14 protein-coding genes and 3 pseudogenes are annotated in these 14,628 nt (G+C 45.7%); 6 read left to right on the top strand and 11 right to left on the bottom strand.

Annotated features, from left to right (window positions below):
• Nucleotides 1-75: 75 nt before the first annotated feature.
• On the bottom strand, nucleotides 76-819 hold the full coding sequence (locus tag RIB93_RS05580; RefSeq protein ID WP_446371089.1) for a class I SAM-dependent methyltransferase: 744 nt from the start codon (nucleotides 817-819) through the stop codon (nucleotides 76-78).
• 385 nt (nucleotides 820-1,204) lie between these two features.
• Between RIB93_RS05580 and RIB93_RS05575 the strand changes: the two genes are divergently transcribed.
• Together RIB93_RS05575 and RIB93_RS05570 are read left to right on the top strand one after the other, a co-directional pair.
• Nucleotides 1,205-1,531, top strand: a complete 327-nt coding sequence (locus RIB93_RS05575) for a hypothetical protein (RefSeq protein ID WP_446371087.1) — start codon at nucleotides 1,205-1,207, stop codon at nucleotides 1,529-1,531.
• 240 nt (nucleotides 1,532-1,771) lie between these two features.
• A complete protein-coding gene (locus RIB93_RS05570; RefSeq protein ID WP_446371085.1) occupies nucleotides 1,772-4,177 on the top strand; it encodes a VIT domain-containing protein in 2,406 nt (801 codons plus the stop codon).
• 225 nt (nucleotides 4,178-4,402) lie between these two features.
• Here the strand turns inward: RIB93_RS05570 and rpsU are convergent, their stop codons facing one another.
• From rpsU to RIB93_RS05540, 6 genes and pseudogenes are all read right to left on the bottom strand, one after another.
• The gene (gene rpsU / locus RIB93_RS05565; protein WP_006103066.1) at nucleotides 4,403-4,594 is read right to left on the bottom strand and encodes a 30S ribosomal protein S21; all 192 of its coding nucleotides are present in this window, start codon (nucleotides 4,592-4,594) and stop codon (nucleotides 4,403-4,405) included.
• Between the two features lie 539 nt (nucleotides 4,595-5,133).
• Nucleotides 5,134-5,424 (bottom strand): RNA recognition motif domain-containing protein, encoded by a 291-nt coding sequence (locus tag RIB93_RS05560; protein ID WP_446371083.1) that lies wholly within the window; start codon nucleotides 5,422-5,424, stop codon nucleotides 5,134-5,136.
• 487 nt (nucleotides 5,425-5,911) lie between these two features.
• Nucleotides 5,912-6,316: pseudogene (locus RIB93_RS05555) on the bottom strand (PEP/pyruvate-binding domain-containing protein); the annotation flags it as partial.
• Between the two features lie 253 nt (nucleotides 6,317-6,569).
• Nucleotides 6,570-6,692: pseudogene (locus tag RIB93_RS05550) on the bottom strand (type I glyceraldehyde-3-phosphate dehydrogenase); the annotation flags it as partial.
• Nucleotides 6,693-6,770: pseudogene (locus RIB93_RS05545) on the bottom strand (glyceraldehyde 3-phosphate dehydrogenase NAD-binding domain-containing protein); the annotation flags it as partial. It lies immediately after the preceding pseudogene.
• 554 nt (nucleotides 6,771-7,324) lie between these two features.
• On the bottom strand, nucleotides 7,325-7,609 hold the full coding sequence (locus RIB93_RS05540; protein WP_446371081.1) for a hypothetical protein: 285 nt from the start codon (nucleotides 7,607-7,609) through the stop codon (nucleotides 7,325-7,327).
• Nucleotides 7,610-8,184: 575 nt separating this feature from the next.
• On the opposite strand from RIB93_RS05540, the gene RIB93_RS05535 reads away from it, so the two are divergent.
• Complete coding sequence (locus RIB93_RS05535) at nucleotides 8,185-8,448, top strand: hypothetical protein (RefSeq protein ID WP_446371079.1); 264 nt, start codon at nucleotides 8,185-8,187, stop codon at nucleotides 8,446-8,448.
• Between the two features lie 293 nt (nucleotides 8,449-8,741).
• On the opposite strand, the gene RIB93_RS05530 is transcribed toward RIB93_RS05535, so the two are convergent.
• The 3 genes from RIB93_RS05530 to RIB93_RS05520 form a co-directional block, all read right to left on the bottom strand.
• Entirely contained in the window at nucleotides 8,742-8,948 is a 207-nt protein-coding gene (locus RIB93_RS05530; RefSeq protein WP_446349898.1) for an RNA-binding S4 domain-containing protein, read from the bottom strand.
• Nucleotides 8,949-8,982: 34 nt separating this feature from the next.
• Nucleotides 8,983-9,429 (bottom strand): peptide-methionine (R)-S-oxide reductase MsrB, encoded by a 447-nt coding sequence (msrB, locus tag RIB93_RS05525; protein WP_446371077.1) that lies wholly within the window; start codon nucleotides 9,427-9,429, stop codon nucleotides 8,983-8,985.
• A gap of 202 nt (nucleotides 9,430-9,631) precedes the next feature.
• A complete protein-coding gene (locus RIB93_RS05520) occupies nucleotides 9,632-9,859 on the bottom strand; it encodes a photosystem II protein, Psb35-related (RefSeq protein WP_446348214.1) in 228 nt (75 codons plus the stop codon).
• A gap of 140 nt (nucleotides 9,860-9,999) precedes the next feature.
• Here RIB93_RS05520 and RIB93_RS05515 point away from each other — a divergent pair, with 140 nt between their 5' ends.
• From RIB93_RS05515 to hetR, 3 genes are all read left to right on the top strand, one after another.
• Nucleotides 10,000-11,868 (top strand): FAD-dependent oxidoreductase, encoded by a 1,869-nt coding sequence (locus tag RIB93_RS05515; protein WP_446371075.1) that lies wholly within the window; start codon nucleotides 10,000-10,002, stop codon nucleotides 11,866-11,868.
• A gap of 303 nt (nucleotides 11,869-12,171) precedes the next feature.
• On the top strand, nucleotides 12,172-12,438 hold the full coding sequence (patX, locus tag RIB93_RS05510) for a heterocyst-inhibiting protein PatX (RefSeq protein ID WP_446348031.1): 267 nt from the start codon (nucleotides 12,172-12,174) through the stop codon (nucleotides 12,436-12,438).
• A 277-nt stretch (nucleotides 12,439-12,715) separates the two neighbouring features.
• A complete protein-coding gene (gene hetR, locus RIB93_RS05505) occupies nucleotides 12,716-13,615 on the top strand; it encodes a heterocyst differentiation master regulator HetR (protein WP_446371073.1) in 900 nt (299 codons plus the stop codon).
• A 138-nt stretch (nucleotides 13,616-13,753) separates the two neighbouring features.
• Here the strand turns inward: hetR and RIB93_RS05500 are convergent, their stop codons facing one another.
• Nucleotides 13,754-14,524, bottom strand: a complete 771-nt coding sequence (locus tag RIB93_RS05500; protein WP_446371071.1) for a TIGR00297 family protein — start codon at nucleotides 14,522-14,524, stop codon at nucleotides 13,754-13,756.
• Nucleotides 14,525-14,628 lie beyond the last annotated feature (104 nt).

The following is a 14,628-nucleotide window of genomic DNA, read 5'->3' as shown; positions in this document are numbered from 1 at the left end:
AAAATGATATTCCCATCAAAAACATTAATTTATTCCTAAAATTTTTGCTTCTCGACTTATATTATCTACCCTAAATTATTGTATTATCGGCTTAATCCCAGACGTTACTTGATGAATCCATCCCACATATTTGGTTCGCACCTGTTTAAAAAAAGCCGCTATCATCCAATCTTCGACACTATGAGCAGCATAGTCTTTTGAATACGGTTCTCGAAAGAGTTCTATTAACCAGTGAGCATAACGAAGTCTCCGTTGATTTCCATCCAGAATAATCAATTGTCCTCCAGGTTTGAGCAAGCGAAAGCATTCTTGTACAATTAACAGGGAAATTTGGGGTGGCATTTCGTGCAATACCATGGAGACTGTGACTAAATCAAACGAAGCATTATCAAAACCAGACGCTTCAGCTAAACCATGCTGCCATTGTATCTCTAGTCCTGCTTGCTGTGCTTTGTAATCTGCCACAATCAGCATATACGGAGACAAATCCAATCCGATAACAACGGCTTCCGGAAACGCCTGCTTTAACATCAATGTTGTCGAACCTGTACCACAACCCAGATCAAGAATTCGACTGGGTGGCTTTTCAATAATCGTTATTAACTGTTCGCGAATCCGAGTTTCATTGGGTGGGGAAGCATAAGCCGTCACAGTATCATAGCTAATAGCCGCTATAGGATTAAGATAGCCACCTTGAATACCATGAAAATTTGGCTGGCTATAATAGTCAGGATAAATGAAATTGGTTTGTTGGAAACGTTCACTCTGCTTTTGCCAATCAATGGTTTCATAGAACTGGATTTGATCTTGACCAATCACGATGCTTATAATTGGCTTTAAGAAAAGCTCTCCTATTCGATTTTTAGGGATAGACATAAGTAGTCGGACTAAAGAAAACAGCAATTAAAAACAAACCCTGTAGGGGCGACCCGCTGCACAAATGAACACCACCAACCTATTAATTTTATCGGGTCGCCCTGCATCGGGTATCGGAAATTAAAGGTAAACACCGCGTACATTGGACGGGGGCGAGTCGAGACAAGTTAATTATGACACCGCCACATTTTATCAGCGACTCGCCCCTACAATCCCTACAATCCCAATAATCCCAATAATCCCTACAATCCTTACAATTCCTGACCTTGCGGCAGAATCAGGAAATATTCAGGAAGTTTTATGGTAAGCTAATGAACGTTCAAAATGCTTGACTCTAAATTATGCAGTTAAAGTCCATCAAACAAAAAAAAAATTTTTCAACGCCATAAAAGTTATATCCACCAGTCTGATCAGTGGCGCAATTGCACTAGAACTCTGGAATATTTATGCTTTATTCAGTGATCTGAGTGTCCCCACAATCCTGGAACCCGTTTTTTGGCTGGGGCGTATTGCCGTTACCATTCATTTAGTGGAAGCGATTATCGCGGCGGCTTATGCGCCTTCTAGACAAAAGACACCCATCGTCTATGGAACTTATACATTCTTTGTGGGTACAGTGGGTTTGTTAGAATTATTTGATCAGGAGGATGAGTAGATGTGGCGAAACTTCCCATCCTTGTTATCAGTCTGGATTACCCGATAGTCACAACTTAAGACTCTCGCACTCCCAACTCTTTTAAGTTATACTCATATCTTGCCTTACTGGTAATCAGCTTAAAGTACTGCTGTGGTGGGTAAGAGCAACGAACGATACGATAAGCATTTTGAATTTTATAACTCTTGCCCACCCTACATAAACTACATAAACTTTCCAAACTTTTTTAATGAGACGTGTATGAAATTTGTCGAGGCTATACCCATAACTTTATGCCTAAGTGGTATCTTCGTAGTTGTTCCGATAACCTTAGCTCAAGTTCCGGCTAAGATACCGACACGAGTGATCAGCCAAACGCTTGCCAACACTCCAGAAGAACCTCCGGTTGGCGGGTTATACGTTCAATCGGAAGAGGGACAACAGCAAGTCTTTCCCCTCAAGCATACCGAGGTGAATGCCAAAGTTACAGGAAATGTCTCTCAAGTTGAAGTAACACAAACCTTTGAAAACCCCTTTGCGGAACCCTTAGAAGCTGTCTATGTCTTCCCCTTGCCTGATGAGGCGGCGGTGTATGATATGGAAATTAAAATCGGCGATCGCACGATTAAAGGCGAGATTAAAAAACGTGAGGAAGCCCAAGCCATTTACGAACAGGCGCGTCAGGAAGGACGAACGGCGGGACTCCTAGAACAAGAAGGGGCCAATATCTTTACCCAGTCTCTGGCGAATATCAAACCCGGAGAACAGATTGATGTCACAATTCGCTACACCGATAGCCTAAAATTTCAGGGCGGTGACTATGAATTTGTGTTTCCCATGGTTGTTGGACCCCGCTATATTCCGGGTACTCCCATGGATAATAGTGGAAATACGAACCAAGTCCCCGACGCCTCCCGAATTACCCCCCCAGTTCTCAAGCCGGGAACTCGTTCAGGACATGATATTAATGTAACCGTAGAGATTAATGCTGGTGTACCGATTCAGGAGGTGCGTTCCCCCTCCCATCAGATTCGCAGCGAACGCCGAGGTGAAACGGTACAAGTACAGTTAGGCGCAGAAGACACAATTCCCAACAAAGACCTAATTTTACGCTATCAAGTCGCAGGCGATCGCACACAAGCCACCATCCTTTCCCAAGCCGATGAACGGGGTGGACATTTTGCCCTTTACTTGATTCCCGCCCTAGACTATCGTCCCAATGAGATAGTACCCAAGGATGTCGTCTTTCTCATGGATACATCGGGTTCTCAACGGGGTGAACCGTTGCTGAAGTCACAGGAATTAATGCGCCGCTTTATTAATGGGTTGAATCCTGATGATACGTTTACGATTATCGATTTTGCCAATACGACGACTCAACTGTCGCCGCAACCTTTGGCAAATACCGCCCAAAATCGCACTCAGGCACTGAATTATATTAATGGATTGCAGGCAAATGGCGGTACCGAATTAATGAATGGGATACGGGCGGTGTTAAACTTCCCGCCATCTGCACCGAATCGCCTGCGAAGTGTGGTTTTACTCACCGATGGCTATATTGGTAATGAGGCGGAGGTAATTGCTGAGGTACAACGACAACTCAAACCCGGTAATCGCCTCTATAGTTTCGGCGTCGGGAGTTCGGTGAATCGCTTCTTGCTGAACCGTTTAGCTGAAGTGGGGCGGGGTACAGCCCAAATCATTCGTCAGGATGAACCCACGCAAGAGGTGGTTGAAACATTCTTCCGCCAAATTAATAATCCAGTATTAACGAATATTCAGGTCAGTTGGCAAGGAGAGGGGACATCGGCGCAAATCTACCCCCTAGCTGCACCCGATTTGTTTGCCAATCAGCCTTTGGTTTTGTTTGGACGGAAATCAGACCGTCGCAATGGCACGATTCAGATTACTGGAATGGCGGCGGGGGGTCAACGGTATGAACAAACCCTATCGGTTAATTTTGATCAGAGTAGTGATAATCCGGCGATTGCCCAATTATGGGGACGCGCCCGGATCAAAGACTTGATGAATCAAATGTTTGGCGGTGAAATCAAGTCGGGTGTAGAAGCGGTGACGCAGACAGCGTTAGATTATAATTTATTATCGCAATATACGGCATTTGTGGCGGTGAGTGAAGAAGTCCGAGTGGAACCCGATGGAACACGACGACGGGTACAAGTTCCAGTTGAGTTACCAGAAGGGGTGAGTTATGAAGGGATTTTTGGTGCGGATGATGTCGGGAATATGAGGGGAACCGCTAACTTTGCACCTACCTCCTCTGCTGCAATACCCCTGAGTAGACAAGCTGGAGGAACTAGAGGCGGTGGGGGAATTAGGCTTGAGTCAGACTCTGTTGACATAACCCGCCAAGGTTCTGCTCAACTTGAGGTGATGAAGATTGAAGGATTAGAACCGGAACAAGCAGAGAATGCGATCACGTCTCTGACTCAACATTTACAATCCCTGAATCTCCCAGAGGGTTTCACAGGAGAAATTATCTTTGAGTTACAGATTCGCAATGGTGCTGTTCAACGAGTAATCCTCGACGATATCGAGTCAACGTTACAGGATACCACCATTGTCGATCCAATTCGGCGATCGCTCTTAGGCTGGTCTACTTTAGAATCTGTTACTGGAACGATTCGAGTTACCTTGCGAGTTCCATAGATACGTTAAAACATCGGTTAAATAACTCAGGGAGAGGCGAACACTCCTACGAATACGTTACTGAGGGCGGGTTTTTTTGAGAGGTTATCATTAACCCGCTTACCTGAGTAGCTAAACCCGCCCCTACACTTGACCCTTCACAACCTTTGAGGGAAAGCTTTTGACTTTTAAGGTCTGCGAAGCCTTACTAACGTAGGGGAAAAGGTCAAGAACACAAACAATTTCTTACCGCCGTTTGCGATATCTGCGTTGTTGTCGGTGTCTGGCTATTTCCTTGCGTTTGTGCTTTTCTAAGGGAGTTTCAAAAAAGCGGTTCTTCTTCATGTCTGAGAAAATCCCAGCACGAGATACTTTGCGCTTAAATCGCCGAAGTCCAGATTCAATTCCTTCATTTTCTCCAATAATAACTTGAGCCATGCTTATCTCCTTTGAAGCTCAACACAAAAAGGGCAGACATTTACCTGCCCTCAAATTTCAAAAGCCATAATAACTTAATTCCTTATCGTTCCTAAATTTCAGGGAAAAATAAGGAAATCAGCTTTTGACACTCCCACCGCTAAACATTTAATGCTATAGCGGTGAACAAGTTTTTTCACAAGGCGCGATTTATATATATCACCGCTCTCATGGAGTGTAGTGATATCAGTATGACACACGTGACATCATCCCAACATCGAATCGAAGATTACAATAAGGGCTTCCTAATATCGCTATTAGGCATTGCTCCCCTACGCCAGTTATCTAGGCACATTGCCCCCGATACCTCGACTTGAGAGCCAATTTCTTGCTTCTCCAGAGTCCCTGGATACGTTTTTAGATCATGGTTCAACTCTAACACGATTCAATCAATTGAGTAGGGGTTCAATGCCCCGAAGTTGGGGAGTCCATGTATCCCGACACTGACCTCACGGTTACAGTTCGGGACTTATAGCTCCCCAAACCCCTCGCCAGTTAAGTTAAAAAGAGCCACGGTTATAGCCGCCACCGCGATTCCCATTGCTTCGTTCCCGTGGTCTTGCTTTGTTAACCTTCATTGAGCGTCCCATCCATTCAGCACCATCAAGGGTTTCAATAGCACTGTCTTCGTTAGACTCAGACTCCATCTCCACAAAAGCGAACCCTCGCGGACGTCCGGTTTCACGGTCTTTTGGTACACTCACGCGAGTGACGTTACCGTATTCGGCAAAAACTTCCGTCAAATCCTCTTGAGTGACATCGTAGGACAAATTACCAACGTAAATAGACATAAGGCACTTCCTTTTTACTGAACCTGTAGCGAGTTACATCGGAGAAGTGCCTGCGGACAAAATCGAAATCGAAAAAATCGAAACAAGCTTACTCTACCGAAAATCAACCGTATATACTCTAACATCGATTGCAGGAGTTTGGCAAGATATTATCAGGTTCAAATATTAGTTCAGTATTTTGCCCATGATATAGTCAGGCAAGTCAATCTTAGAGGATATGACAGAGCAAAACTTCGTCGTCATTGACCATTGACACGGAGGGAAAACGCGAACTCAGCGAAATTGCCGTCATTGATAGTCAGGGCAAGCTCATCTATGAAGCCTTCACTGAAGATCATCCAAACAATCGTGTAGACACACCGTTCCAAGATCACATTGACCTGCAAGCGGTTTACCATAGCGAGTATGAAATCCTTAAGTCCATCATCAATGACATCAAATTGGGATTGAACCGTTTCCGGACGCGCTTGCACGATAAACAAGTCGCCTGTACCACATTTTCACCCAATCCCCACGCCGCATTAATTACAACTACATCGGGAAAGCCAGTCTCAGTATCCAGGGAAAACATCACGCCAGCACTGGCTTTATCCGATCGCACCATCTTCTGCACCCCCACCGAAAGCGCCACCTTCAGATGGTCAAAGCCTTGCGCCTGTCGATAACTAATCGCGCGATCGGTAAATAATGAGGCATAACATTTACGACAGGCTTCTAGTAATTCTTCATAGCCAGTCACATTGAGAAAGGTTTCCTGTTGACCGGCAAAACTTGCTTCCGGTAAATCCTCAGCCGTCGCGCTACTTCTCGCCGCGATATCTACATCTTGAGTATCATAGCGTTGACTAAGTTGGTCGTAAGCTTCGCGAATTTCCCTGGCAATATCTTCGGGTCACCTAATGAAGCATTCTTTCCGCCAACCATTGACACATCATCAGAGGTGAGATTTTCAAACCAACGAATGTACTGATTAGTCTTGCTCGTCATAATTAACGTTAACAGAAATAAAATAGAACTATGAATGAAACAGTCTCAAAATCTGCGGCAGTCGGGGCGGGTTTAGTAACTTATGGGTGCAATCGAAACGATAGTAGTAAAACCCGCCCCTACAAGCCTACATTAAACCCAATCGCTATTTGCTGAAATTAACTAGCCGTTTGTTTTGATTCTTTGATCATGCGAACCGCTTCTTTAACCATCTGGGAAGCATATCCCCATTCATTGTCATACCAACTCATGACTTTAACTAGATCACCATCAACGACTTCTAATTCTGGATTGTCAAGGGCAATCTTAAAAACAGCTCGACCAATTCTCCCGAAACCATTAATTGCTATCTTGGTCATGATTAAATCTCCTGTAATTTTCGGTTATGAAGAGAATACGTTTACCTGATGTACTAAGGATGTTGGGGAGCCGAATTTAGTTGGGTTGAGGTACTTTACCCAACTCCCTTAAGAGAACCTGTTAGGTTTCGCTTACGCTCTACCCAACCGACTTGAACTTGATGTACTTTTACGCTCCATGCTCCCGACAAGCGCTAGCAAGTTGTCACCCTTAACTTTAGATATGTAAAAAGCTGGTTATCGTCTGTCTGTGGGAAGAAATGACCAAGCTATATCCCTCAGACTTTTACCAGATGACACTGTACCGGAAAATTCCACTTATAGCAGAAGGCAGAAGGCTTCAAGGAAAAAGTCCCCTAGGGCTAAAGGGGGTTACTTCATCGGATTTGGTATCATTCCCTATTTTCTGAGATGAAGGAAGTGATAATCTAGATAGTGGCTACAATCTCACTTTCTTACCCCAGCGATCTCTCACGCTTGGGTTTTCCTGATTGACATCCTCCCCGGCGTAAACGCAGGGAGATTCCGACCAGAGGCGTTTGGTGACCAAACCCCTACTCTCGGCGGGCTTCGGCGTGAGCGCTCAGCCGAACGGTTGACGGCTCACCCCACAATCCGGGTGGCATAAAGTCACGCCAGTTCATGCCCTGTTGCTTAAACTCTGCCCGACTTAACCCGTGTAGGTGCAGCATGACATCGTTGATCACCCTAACTTCACCGTCTGCCGAACCAATGCCAATACCAATGGGAGCTTTCTCAATTAGCCGTTGTAAGCGATACTGCTCTTGGTGGCGTTGACGTTCCCGTCGCCATTCGGCATTAGCGATCGCACTCCGCATCGCTAAACGCAGGTCATGGGGGTGATCTGCTCTCTCACCCGATCATCCACTGCTGTAAAACCCACCCCTACAGCCTTGCTCCGGGAGCGCTTTCAACTAATAATTTTTATAATCCCTAAACTTTTGTAACGGTATCTTTCCGATTTACCCATAAATCAGGACAGTTATAAGCTAAAACGCATTTAAATTGTATATTCCCTGTTGCCTGTTGGCTGTTGCCTTTCAGGGTTTTAGGTATCCCAATTTAAATGCCGAACAGCTTATTTACAATTATTGACACAAATGTAAAGTTTTAATTACATCTATTGAGCATTATGAAAAGAAGATAACCAAAGGTATATAAAAAAGATCTGGCAACATCTCAATCTGGGGTTTTCCCGAAGAATCTGTGACATTAATCACAGCTAAATGATTGGAGAATCACAAATTTTTCACAATTTTATCACACTAAATAGTGAGAATAATCACTATATTTTATGGATTAAATTACAATAATTTCCCGAAAAATGGGAGATGATTTAGATGTAATTTGGTTGATTAGTTAGATTGAGTTGAGAGCAAACGGGGAACTAACAATGAGAGTATTTACCAATTATACAGTCAGCGAAGGAGATATAGAACTTCTTTTAAAAGACACAGATAACAATAAGGACGTATATTTGGAGGAATGGGATGCAGATGTATTATCACAAGACTGGGATGCGGATGCTTTTATCGACGAATGGGATGCAGATTATCCAGTAAATGATAATAATAGGGACATCTGGTTTAGTGACTGGAAGGAGTTTGAAACAAACTTAGACGACATACTAATTCACTGTCACGAATGGGAACTATAAGCTATCCCTAAGATTCAACAGCCTGCCATTTATTTTTCTCATTTCCGTTAATCTCAATCCCTTAATACCGTAAATAAACCGACCTTCATGTTACAGATTAGGGCGGGTTGGGCAAACGTGTTAAAGATTGTGTAACACCGTTGAGCGCCTCTTACCCGCCCCGATAAGCGGCTAAATACTTGTTCTCCCTGGAGGATAGCCATGTAGAGACAAGTACTTACGTCTGGACGTTGGAGAATTCCCTCGCTATTTTTTAAGCGGATAGGGTTCAAAAAATCGCTGCTCACCTATGGCTAAAGTGGAGTTCCCACCTTATAGGTTTCTCCTTGTACGCTTACCAAATCGCCTGCAACTAATTTACGTCCGCGTCGAGTTTCGATAATGCCATTAACAGTAACATCACCGTCTTGAATCATCAGTTTTGCTTCGCCACCTGTGGACGCGACACCCACCCACTTGAGGAACTGATCTAACTTAATGGTTTGAATTGGGCTGGTCATGCCAAAATGGACAAATCGCTGATCTGGAGTCAGATTAGGTAGTTGCAGATTTATCAGTTTCCGCCTCAGATTCTGATTCAGCCTGATCGGACTTGACAAAGTTTAGCGCGGCAGAATTTAGACAGTAACGCTGACCCGTTGGTTCTGGTCCATCATCAAATACATGACCTAAGTGAGCATCACAAGCCGCACAGAGTACCTCAGTGCGACGCATCCACAACGTATTATCGGCTTCATATTTGATGCTTTCTTCATCAATCGGTGTCCAAAAACTGGGCCAACCCGTGCCAGAATCATATTTGGTTTTGGAGGTGAACAAGTCATTGCCACAACAGACACATTTGTAGACTCCCGGCTGCTTGTTGTCGTGATACTCTCCGGTATAGGCGCGTTCCGTTCCCTTCTGTCGGGTCACTTTGTATTGTTCGGGGGTAAGCTGTTGTCTCCACTCCGCGTCACTCTTTTGTACTTTCTGAATCATGGTTTCAGCTTCCTTAACTATGCAAACATCAGGTTAAGCTATCTCTACACCCAACATGATAAGGTGATTCGTTGGCTTAGAGAAAAATTAGCGAGATTTGAGTTCATAACCCACAACTCAAATCTCTACTTTTAGTTTCCTACCGTCACCATCGTCCTTAACAGCAAATGCGGCTAAAAGCGTTGATCAAACAGGGAGGCGGTTAGGAAGGCAAATTATTGCTCGCATAAGCATCCATCTTGTAAGCTGGTGTGCGATCGCTGTAATTCGTCTGAGTCCCTGTGATCGACTCGGCTAGCTGCTCAAAGGACTCAGAACGCCAGTTGCGATCATGGATTGGCTTCCTCTGTTCGCCTCGGAAGTAAGCCTGAGTCCCTAATACAGCAACGGCGACCCAACCGACGACAAACAATGAAACTAGGATAACCATTGGGCTAATCATAATCGTTCTCCTTTGTTGAGCTATTTTGTAAATTTATGTTATTCATAATGTAACGATTTATTACAAAAAGTATCTGTGACTTGACTCTGATCCAGGAGTGATGATAATCACTATCCGCGACCCATTTTTTGATCGCTGTGAATGAATTAACAACAGAAGTCTTAGTTGTCGGTGGTGGTACAGGTGGCACAAGTGCAGCCATCCAAGCGGCACGTCGAGGCGTCAAAACCATTCTAGTCAGCGAGTTTTCTTGGCTAGGAGGAATGCTAACGACAGCAGGTGTCTGTGCGCCCGATGGCAATGAATTAGCCGCGTGGCAAACCGGGTTATGGGGCGCATTTTTGCGAGAACTCCAACAGCGACAGCCTGGAGGACTTGATAATGGGTGGGTGAGTTTGTTTACCTACCACCCTAGAATTGGCGCTCAAATCTTTACAGATTGGGTGCAAGCATTACCCAACCTCAAGTGGATTGCGGGACAAACGCCGTTAGCGGTATTAAAAGCAGGGGATTGTGTCACGGGGGTGCAATTTGCTGATGTTGTAATTCACGCCAAAGTCATCCTAGACGCCACGGAATTGGGAGATGTACTGGAATTAGCTGAGATTCCCTATCACTGGGGTTGGGAGTTGCGATCGCGCTTTGGGGAACCGAGTGCGCCTGTTGCTGACAATGACTTGACTCAACGCTATCCAGTTCAAGCACCAACTTGGGTGGTTATCCTCAAAGATTTTGGCAGCGATACAGCACCAGAAATTCCGCCCCCACCTGAATACAAACCAGAACAGTTTATCGGCGCGTGGGAGGGTTATGGGGTGGAATCCTTTCTCAATTACGGACGCTTACCTGGGGGACTGTTTATGCTGAACTGGCCCCAATCTGGCAATGATTATGGTGAGGGGGTGGGGCGCTTAGTGGAATCGGATGAATCCCGACAGCAGTTTCTTCAAGAAGCCCGTTGGCATAGTCAAGGCTTTGCTAATTTTATTCAATCTCAACTGGGACGGCGTTATGGGTTAGCTGATGATATGTTCCCGGATGCGTCCCTCGGTAGTGGGGCTTACGCCCTACATCCTTATTATCGAGAAAGTCGGCGTCTGGCAGGGATGGTGACGTTGCGGGAACAAGAGATTTTACCGATAACGGGAGGTCAAGTTGCGCCTTTGCCTGTCGATGAGTCAAGCACTTTTGCCGGAATTGCTGTGGGCAATTATGCCAATGACCATCATTATCCCGGTTTTACCTTTCCCTTAGCCCCAAAATCCATCCGTTGGGGAGGGCGTTGGACAGGAACACCGTTTACGATTCCTTATGGTTGCCTTGTACCCGTGTCAATGGATGGTTTGTTGGTGTGTGATAAAAATATTTCGGTCTCTCACATTGCCAATGGTTCGACGCGGTTGCAGCCTGTAGTAATGAATCTGGGTCAAGCCGCAGGAATGGCAGCGGCGTTGTGTGTGGAACTTGGCTGTCAGCCGAGGGAGTTAGCTGTCCGACATATTCAAGAGGCATTGTTGGGCGATACTATTGCCCCGGCTGCTGTGATGCCCTTATTTGACAAATCCCTTGATGATCCCGATTGGCGGTATTGGCAACGTTATTACTTGGATCATCCAGAAGAGTATCCCAGTTCGGGCATGGTTGAGGAGCAGGGGGAGATAAGGGAGATGGGGGAGCAGGGGAAGCAGGGGGCGCAGGGGAAGCAGGGGGAGATAAGGGAGATGGTAGAGAATTTCCCCAATCACCAATCACTAATCACCAATCGCCAATCATATACCTTAATCTATTTCACTGGCATATTCCAACGTCGTGCTGACCAGGATTACATGATTACCCTGAGTGAACCTGAAAGTCTTATGGGTCAAATTTGGATATTGATTACGATACAACCGGATGTTAATCAGCAACTCCAGCATTATCCTCATCAGCAACAGCTACAAGGGTGGGGATGTTTTAATCCAGCGGGAAACTGGTTGCTGGTGAACCGTTTGCACTGATCAGGAATTAATCTGCTCCTGTTGCGCTAAAAAGGGCGGGTTTAGTGAGGTTAGGGGTTGTCTCCAAAATGTTATTGGTAAAACCCGCCCCTACAACCTTTCTCTTGCTCCCAGACGTGCCATGGCATCTGTGTACCTCTGCACCCCAATTCCCCTCACCCAAATTGGGAACAAACGAAAGATAAACAGGCTAGTTTACCATTAAACTTCACACAATCAACAATAACTCTGACGGGAATTTTTCCTGAACCATGAGTAAAGAGTCCGTAACAGGGACTAGAAACCCTGACACGGACATCTGCTATGCGCTTTTACACTTCTGTTACGTTAGTGAGCCTGCTTACGCTCTCATTGGCTGTCAATGCTCATGATATTCGCGATCGCTCGGTCTCACTTTTTCAGTCTACTCCTGCCCACTCGCTATTGTCTTTAGTGAAAACTGGAGATGCGGGTCCTCAAGGTCCTGAGACCAATCGCGGTGGACAACGGCGTTTCTTCACCTCCCAAGACACCCTCGCGCCCCAGATTTGTCACCGGGGTAGTGGACGGCGCGAATTTACTTGGGCATAGGTAGTTAGTGCCATTTGATATAATATATACTTTCCTGGAAGAATTATCCCCCCTAGTTGTGACCCATCCAGGGGGTCTTCCAGTTAATGGTATCTCCTGGGTTGTTTATCTTCCGTCGTCTATAATCTAAGGAGAATTTAGACTTTAATATTAGGGTGCTTTAAATTGTTAAGCGCATGTTTTGCTGTTTAAGTTGGACTCGCTGGTTTAGGTGAAGCCGTGGGTTCGTCATTACCTTTTATTCTGTTGTACCCATGCGATGTGACCGCTCCCTAAAATGACTAATCATCTCGATCTGATCAAAAGCCTTAGCCCCAGCGCCATGGATCAGATTATGATATATCTGGCTTTCAGCGCAATGAGAACCAGTGGACACCGACATGGGGCATTTCTAGATGCGGCGGCAACGGCTGCTAAATGTGCGATTTACACGACCTTTTTGGAACAGAGTGAAAATATCCGGATGACCGGACATTTACACCATATTGAGCCAAAGCGGGTCAAGGTTATTGTTGAAGAAGTTCGACAGGCATTAACGGAAGGAAAACTGCTGAAAATGCTGGGATCTCAAGAACCCCGCTATTTGATCCAGTTTCCTTACGTGTGGATGGATCAGTATCCCTGGCAACCCGGGCGATCGCGGATCTCTGGCACTAGCCTGCACAAGGAAGAAAAGCGAATTCTCGAAGAAAAACTGCCGGATCATCTCCCAGATGCCCAAGTGGTGAGTTCTTTACAGTTCATGGAATTGATTGAGTTCCTGCACAGTCGTTCTCAGGAAGATTTACCCCCAGAACGGCGGGCATCTCTTTCAGAAGCCATGGCGGAGCATATCAAAAGGCGTTTGCTGTACTCCGGAACCGTGACGCGCATTGATTGTCCTTGGGGTTTACCTTATTATGCTCTGACCAGTGCCTCGTATTCGCCTGTAGATGGCAAAGAACGTACCTACACGATGGTGGAGGATACGGCGCAGTACTTCCGGTTGATGAAAGAGTGGGCAGAACGTCAGGGCGGTGTGATGCGGGTGTTGGAGGAATTGGATATTCCACCGGAAAATGTTGATCAAGCCATGGCAGAACTTGATGAGATTATTCGCGCTTGGGCGGATAAATATCATCGCGATGATGGTCAACCGATGGTTTTACAAATGGTGTTTGGTCGGCCAATAGAATAGTTATTGGTCATTGGTCATTGGTCCTTAGTTAGTTGTTTGACTGAGGACTTTTCTTTGAGGTTATGTCTGGCTAAAGAGCCATCATTTCTTTGTACCTTGCCACTTTTTTCCCTTCTGCCTTCTGGCTTCTGCGATCAACTATCCGGCTAATCCCATGATACTGTGCCAGATGACGACAAACAGGATAGCCGCGATCGCACCAATTAACGTATTGATAAAATTCACGACTTCGTTAGTCATCCATTCGACCTGAGATTGCCAGGTGGCACCAATCACACTTTCTAGGTTAGTGGCAATAAAGGCAGCTAATACACAAAAATAAACACCTGTCAAGTCTATAAAGCCAACGCCCCAACCCAGAACCGCGATCGCAGCCGAGGCGACAGCCCCCGCCAGAGTTCCTTCTAAGCTAACTGCACCTTCGGTTCCGGGGGATACAGGTTGTAAGGTGGTGATTAAAAAGGTGCGCTTACCGTAAGCTTTACCCACCTCACTGGCGGTAGTATCAGAAAGCTTAGTGGCAAAACTAGCGACGAACCCCAGTAGGAGGAAACTGCGATAGGGTTCATCCAAGAAAAGAACGCCCACCGCGCAAAGCGTACCTGTTAGGGCGGAACCCCATACATTTTCCGGTCCTCTAGCGCCTGAACGCTTTTCCGCGATCCCCGCTGCTTCTTTTTGTGCCATACCGATACGGGTAACCGCAGAACCGACTAGGAAATAAACCATAACAATCAGATACCCTTGCCAGCCTAACGTCCCCCAAATCACAATTCCCAACGCCCAGGCGTGGAGAATTCCAGCGCGGGTGAGGAGTTGCTTGGGGATCACCCAGGCGATCGCTAATAATACTGTATTCAAGACGACGGCAATAAGCCAAGGGTTGAGAGAATTGAAGGTTGCAAGCATTTACTAAATGTTGAGTTTTGAGTGTGTAGGGGCGGGTTTTACTATTATCGTTTCTAACCTTACCCAGAGGTGACTAAACCCGCCCTGATCCCACCCTGACGTAT

The sequence above is a fragment of the Coleofasciculus sp. D1-CHI-01 genome, from assembly GCF_040218875.1.
In the GTDB taxonomy this organism is placed as follows: Bacteria; Cyanobacteriota; Cyanobacteriia; order Cyanobacteriales; family Coleofasciculaceae; genus Coleofasciculus.
This window is presented reverse-complemented; position numbering and strand designations above follow the sequence as displayed.

Excerpts from the sequence above, each read along its gene's own strand:
- RIB93_RS05540 (WP_446371081.1), bottom strand. The coding sequence starts at position 7,609 with ATGCGGAGTGCGATCGCTAATGCCGAATGGCGACGGGAACGTCAACGC.
- RIB93_RS05570 (WP_446371085.1), top strand. The coding sequence starts at position 1,772 with ATGAAATTTGTCGAGGCTATACCCATAACTTTATGCCTAAGTGGTATC.
- RIB93_RS05535 (WP_446371079.1), top strand. The coding sequence starts at position 8,185 with ATGAGAGTATTTACCAATTATACAGTCAGCGAAGGAGATATAGAACTT.
- rpsU (WP_006103066.1), bottom strand. The coding sequence starts at position 4,594 with ATGGCTCAAGTTATTATTGGAGAAAATGAAGGAATTGAATCTGGACTT.
- RIB93_RS05560 (WP_446371083.1), bottom strand. The coding sequence starts at position 5,424 with ATGTCTATTTACGTTGGTAATTTGTCCTACGATGTCACTCAAGAGGAT.
- hetR (WP_446371073.1), top strand. The coding sequence starts at position 12,716 with ATGACTAATCATCTCGATCTGATCAAAAGCCTTAGCCCCAGCGCCATG.
- RIB93_RS05500 (WP_446371071.1), bottom strand. The coding sequence starts at position 14,524 with ATGCTTGCAACCTTCAATTCTCTCAACCCTTGGCTTATTGCCGTCGTC.
- patX (WP_446348031.1), top strand. The coding sequence starts at position 12,172 with ATGCGCTTTTACACTTCTGTTACGTTAGTGAGCCTGCTTACGCTCTCA.
- RIB93_RS05530 (WP_446349898.1), bottom strand. The coding sequence starts at position 8,948 with ATGACCAGCCCAATTCAAACCATTAAGTTAGATCAGTTCCTCAAGTGG.
- msrB (WP_446371077.1), bottom strand. The coding sequence starts at position 9,429 with ATGATTCAGAAAGTACAAAAGAGTGACGCGGAGTGGAGACAACAGCTT.
- RIB93_RS05520 (WP_446348214.1), bottom strand. The coding sequence starts at position 9,859 with ATGGTTATCCTAGTTTCATTGTTTGTCGTCGGTTGGGTCGCCGTTGCT.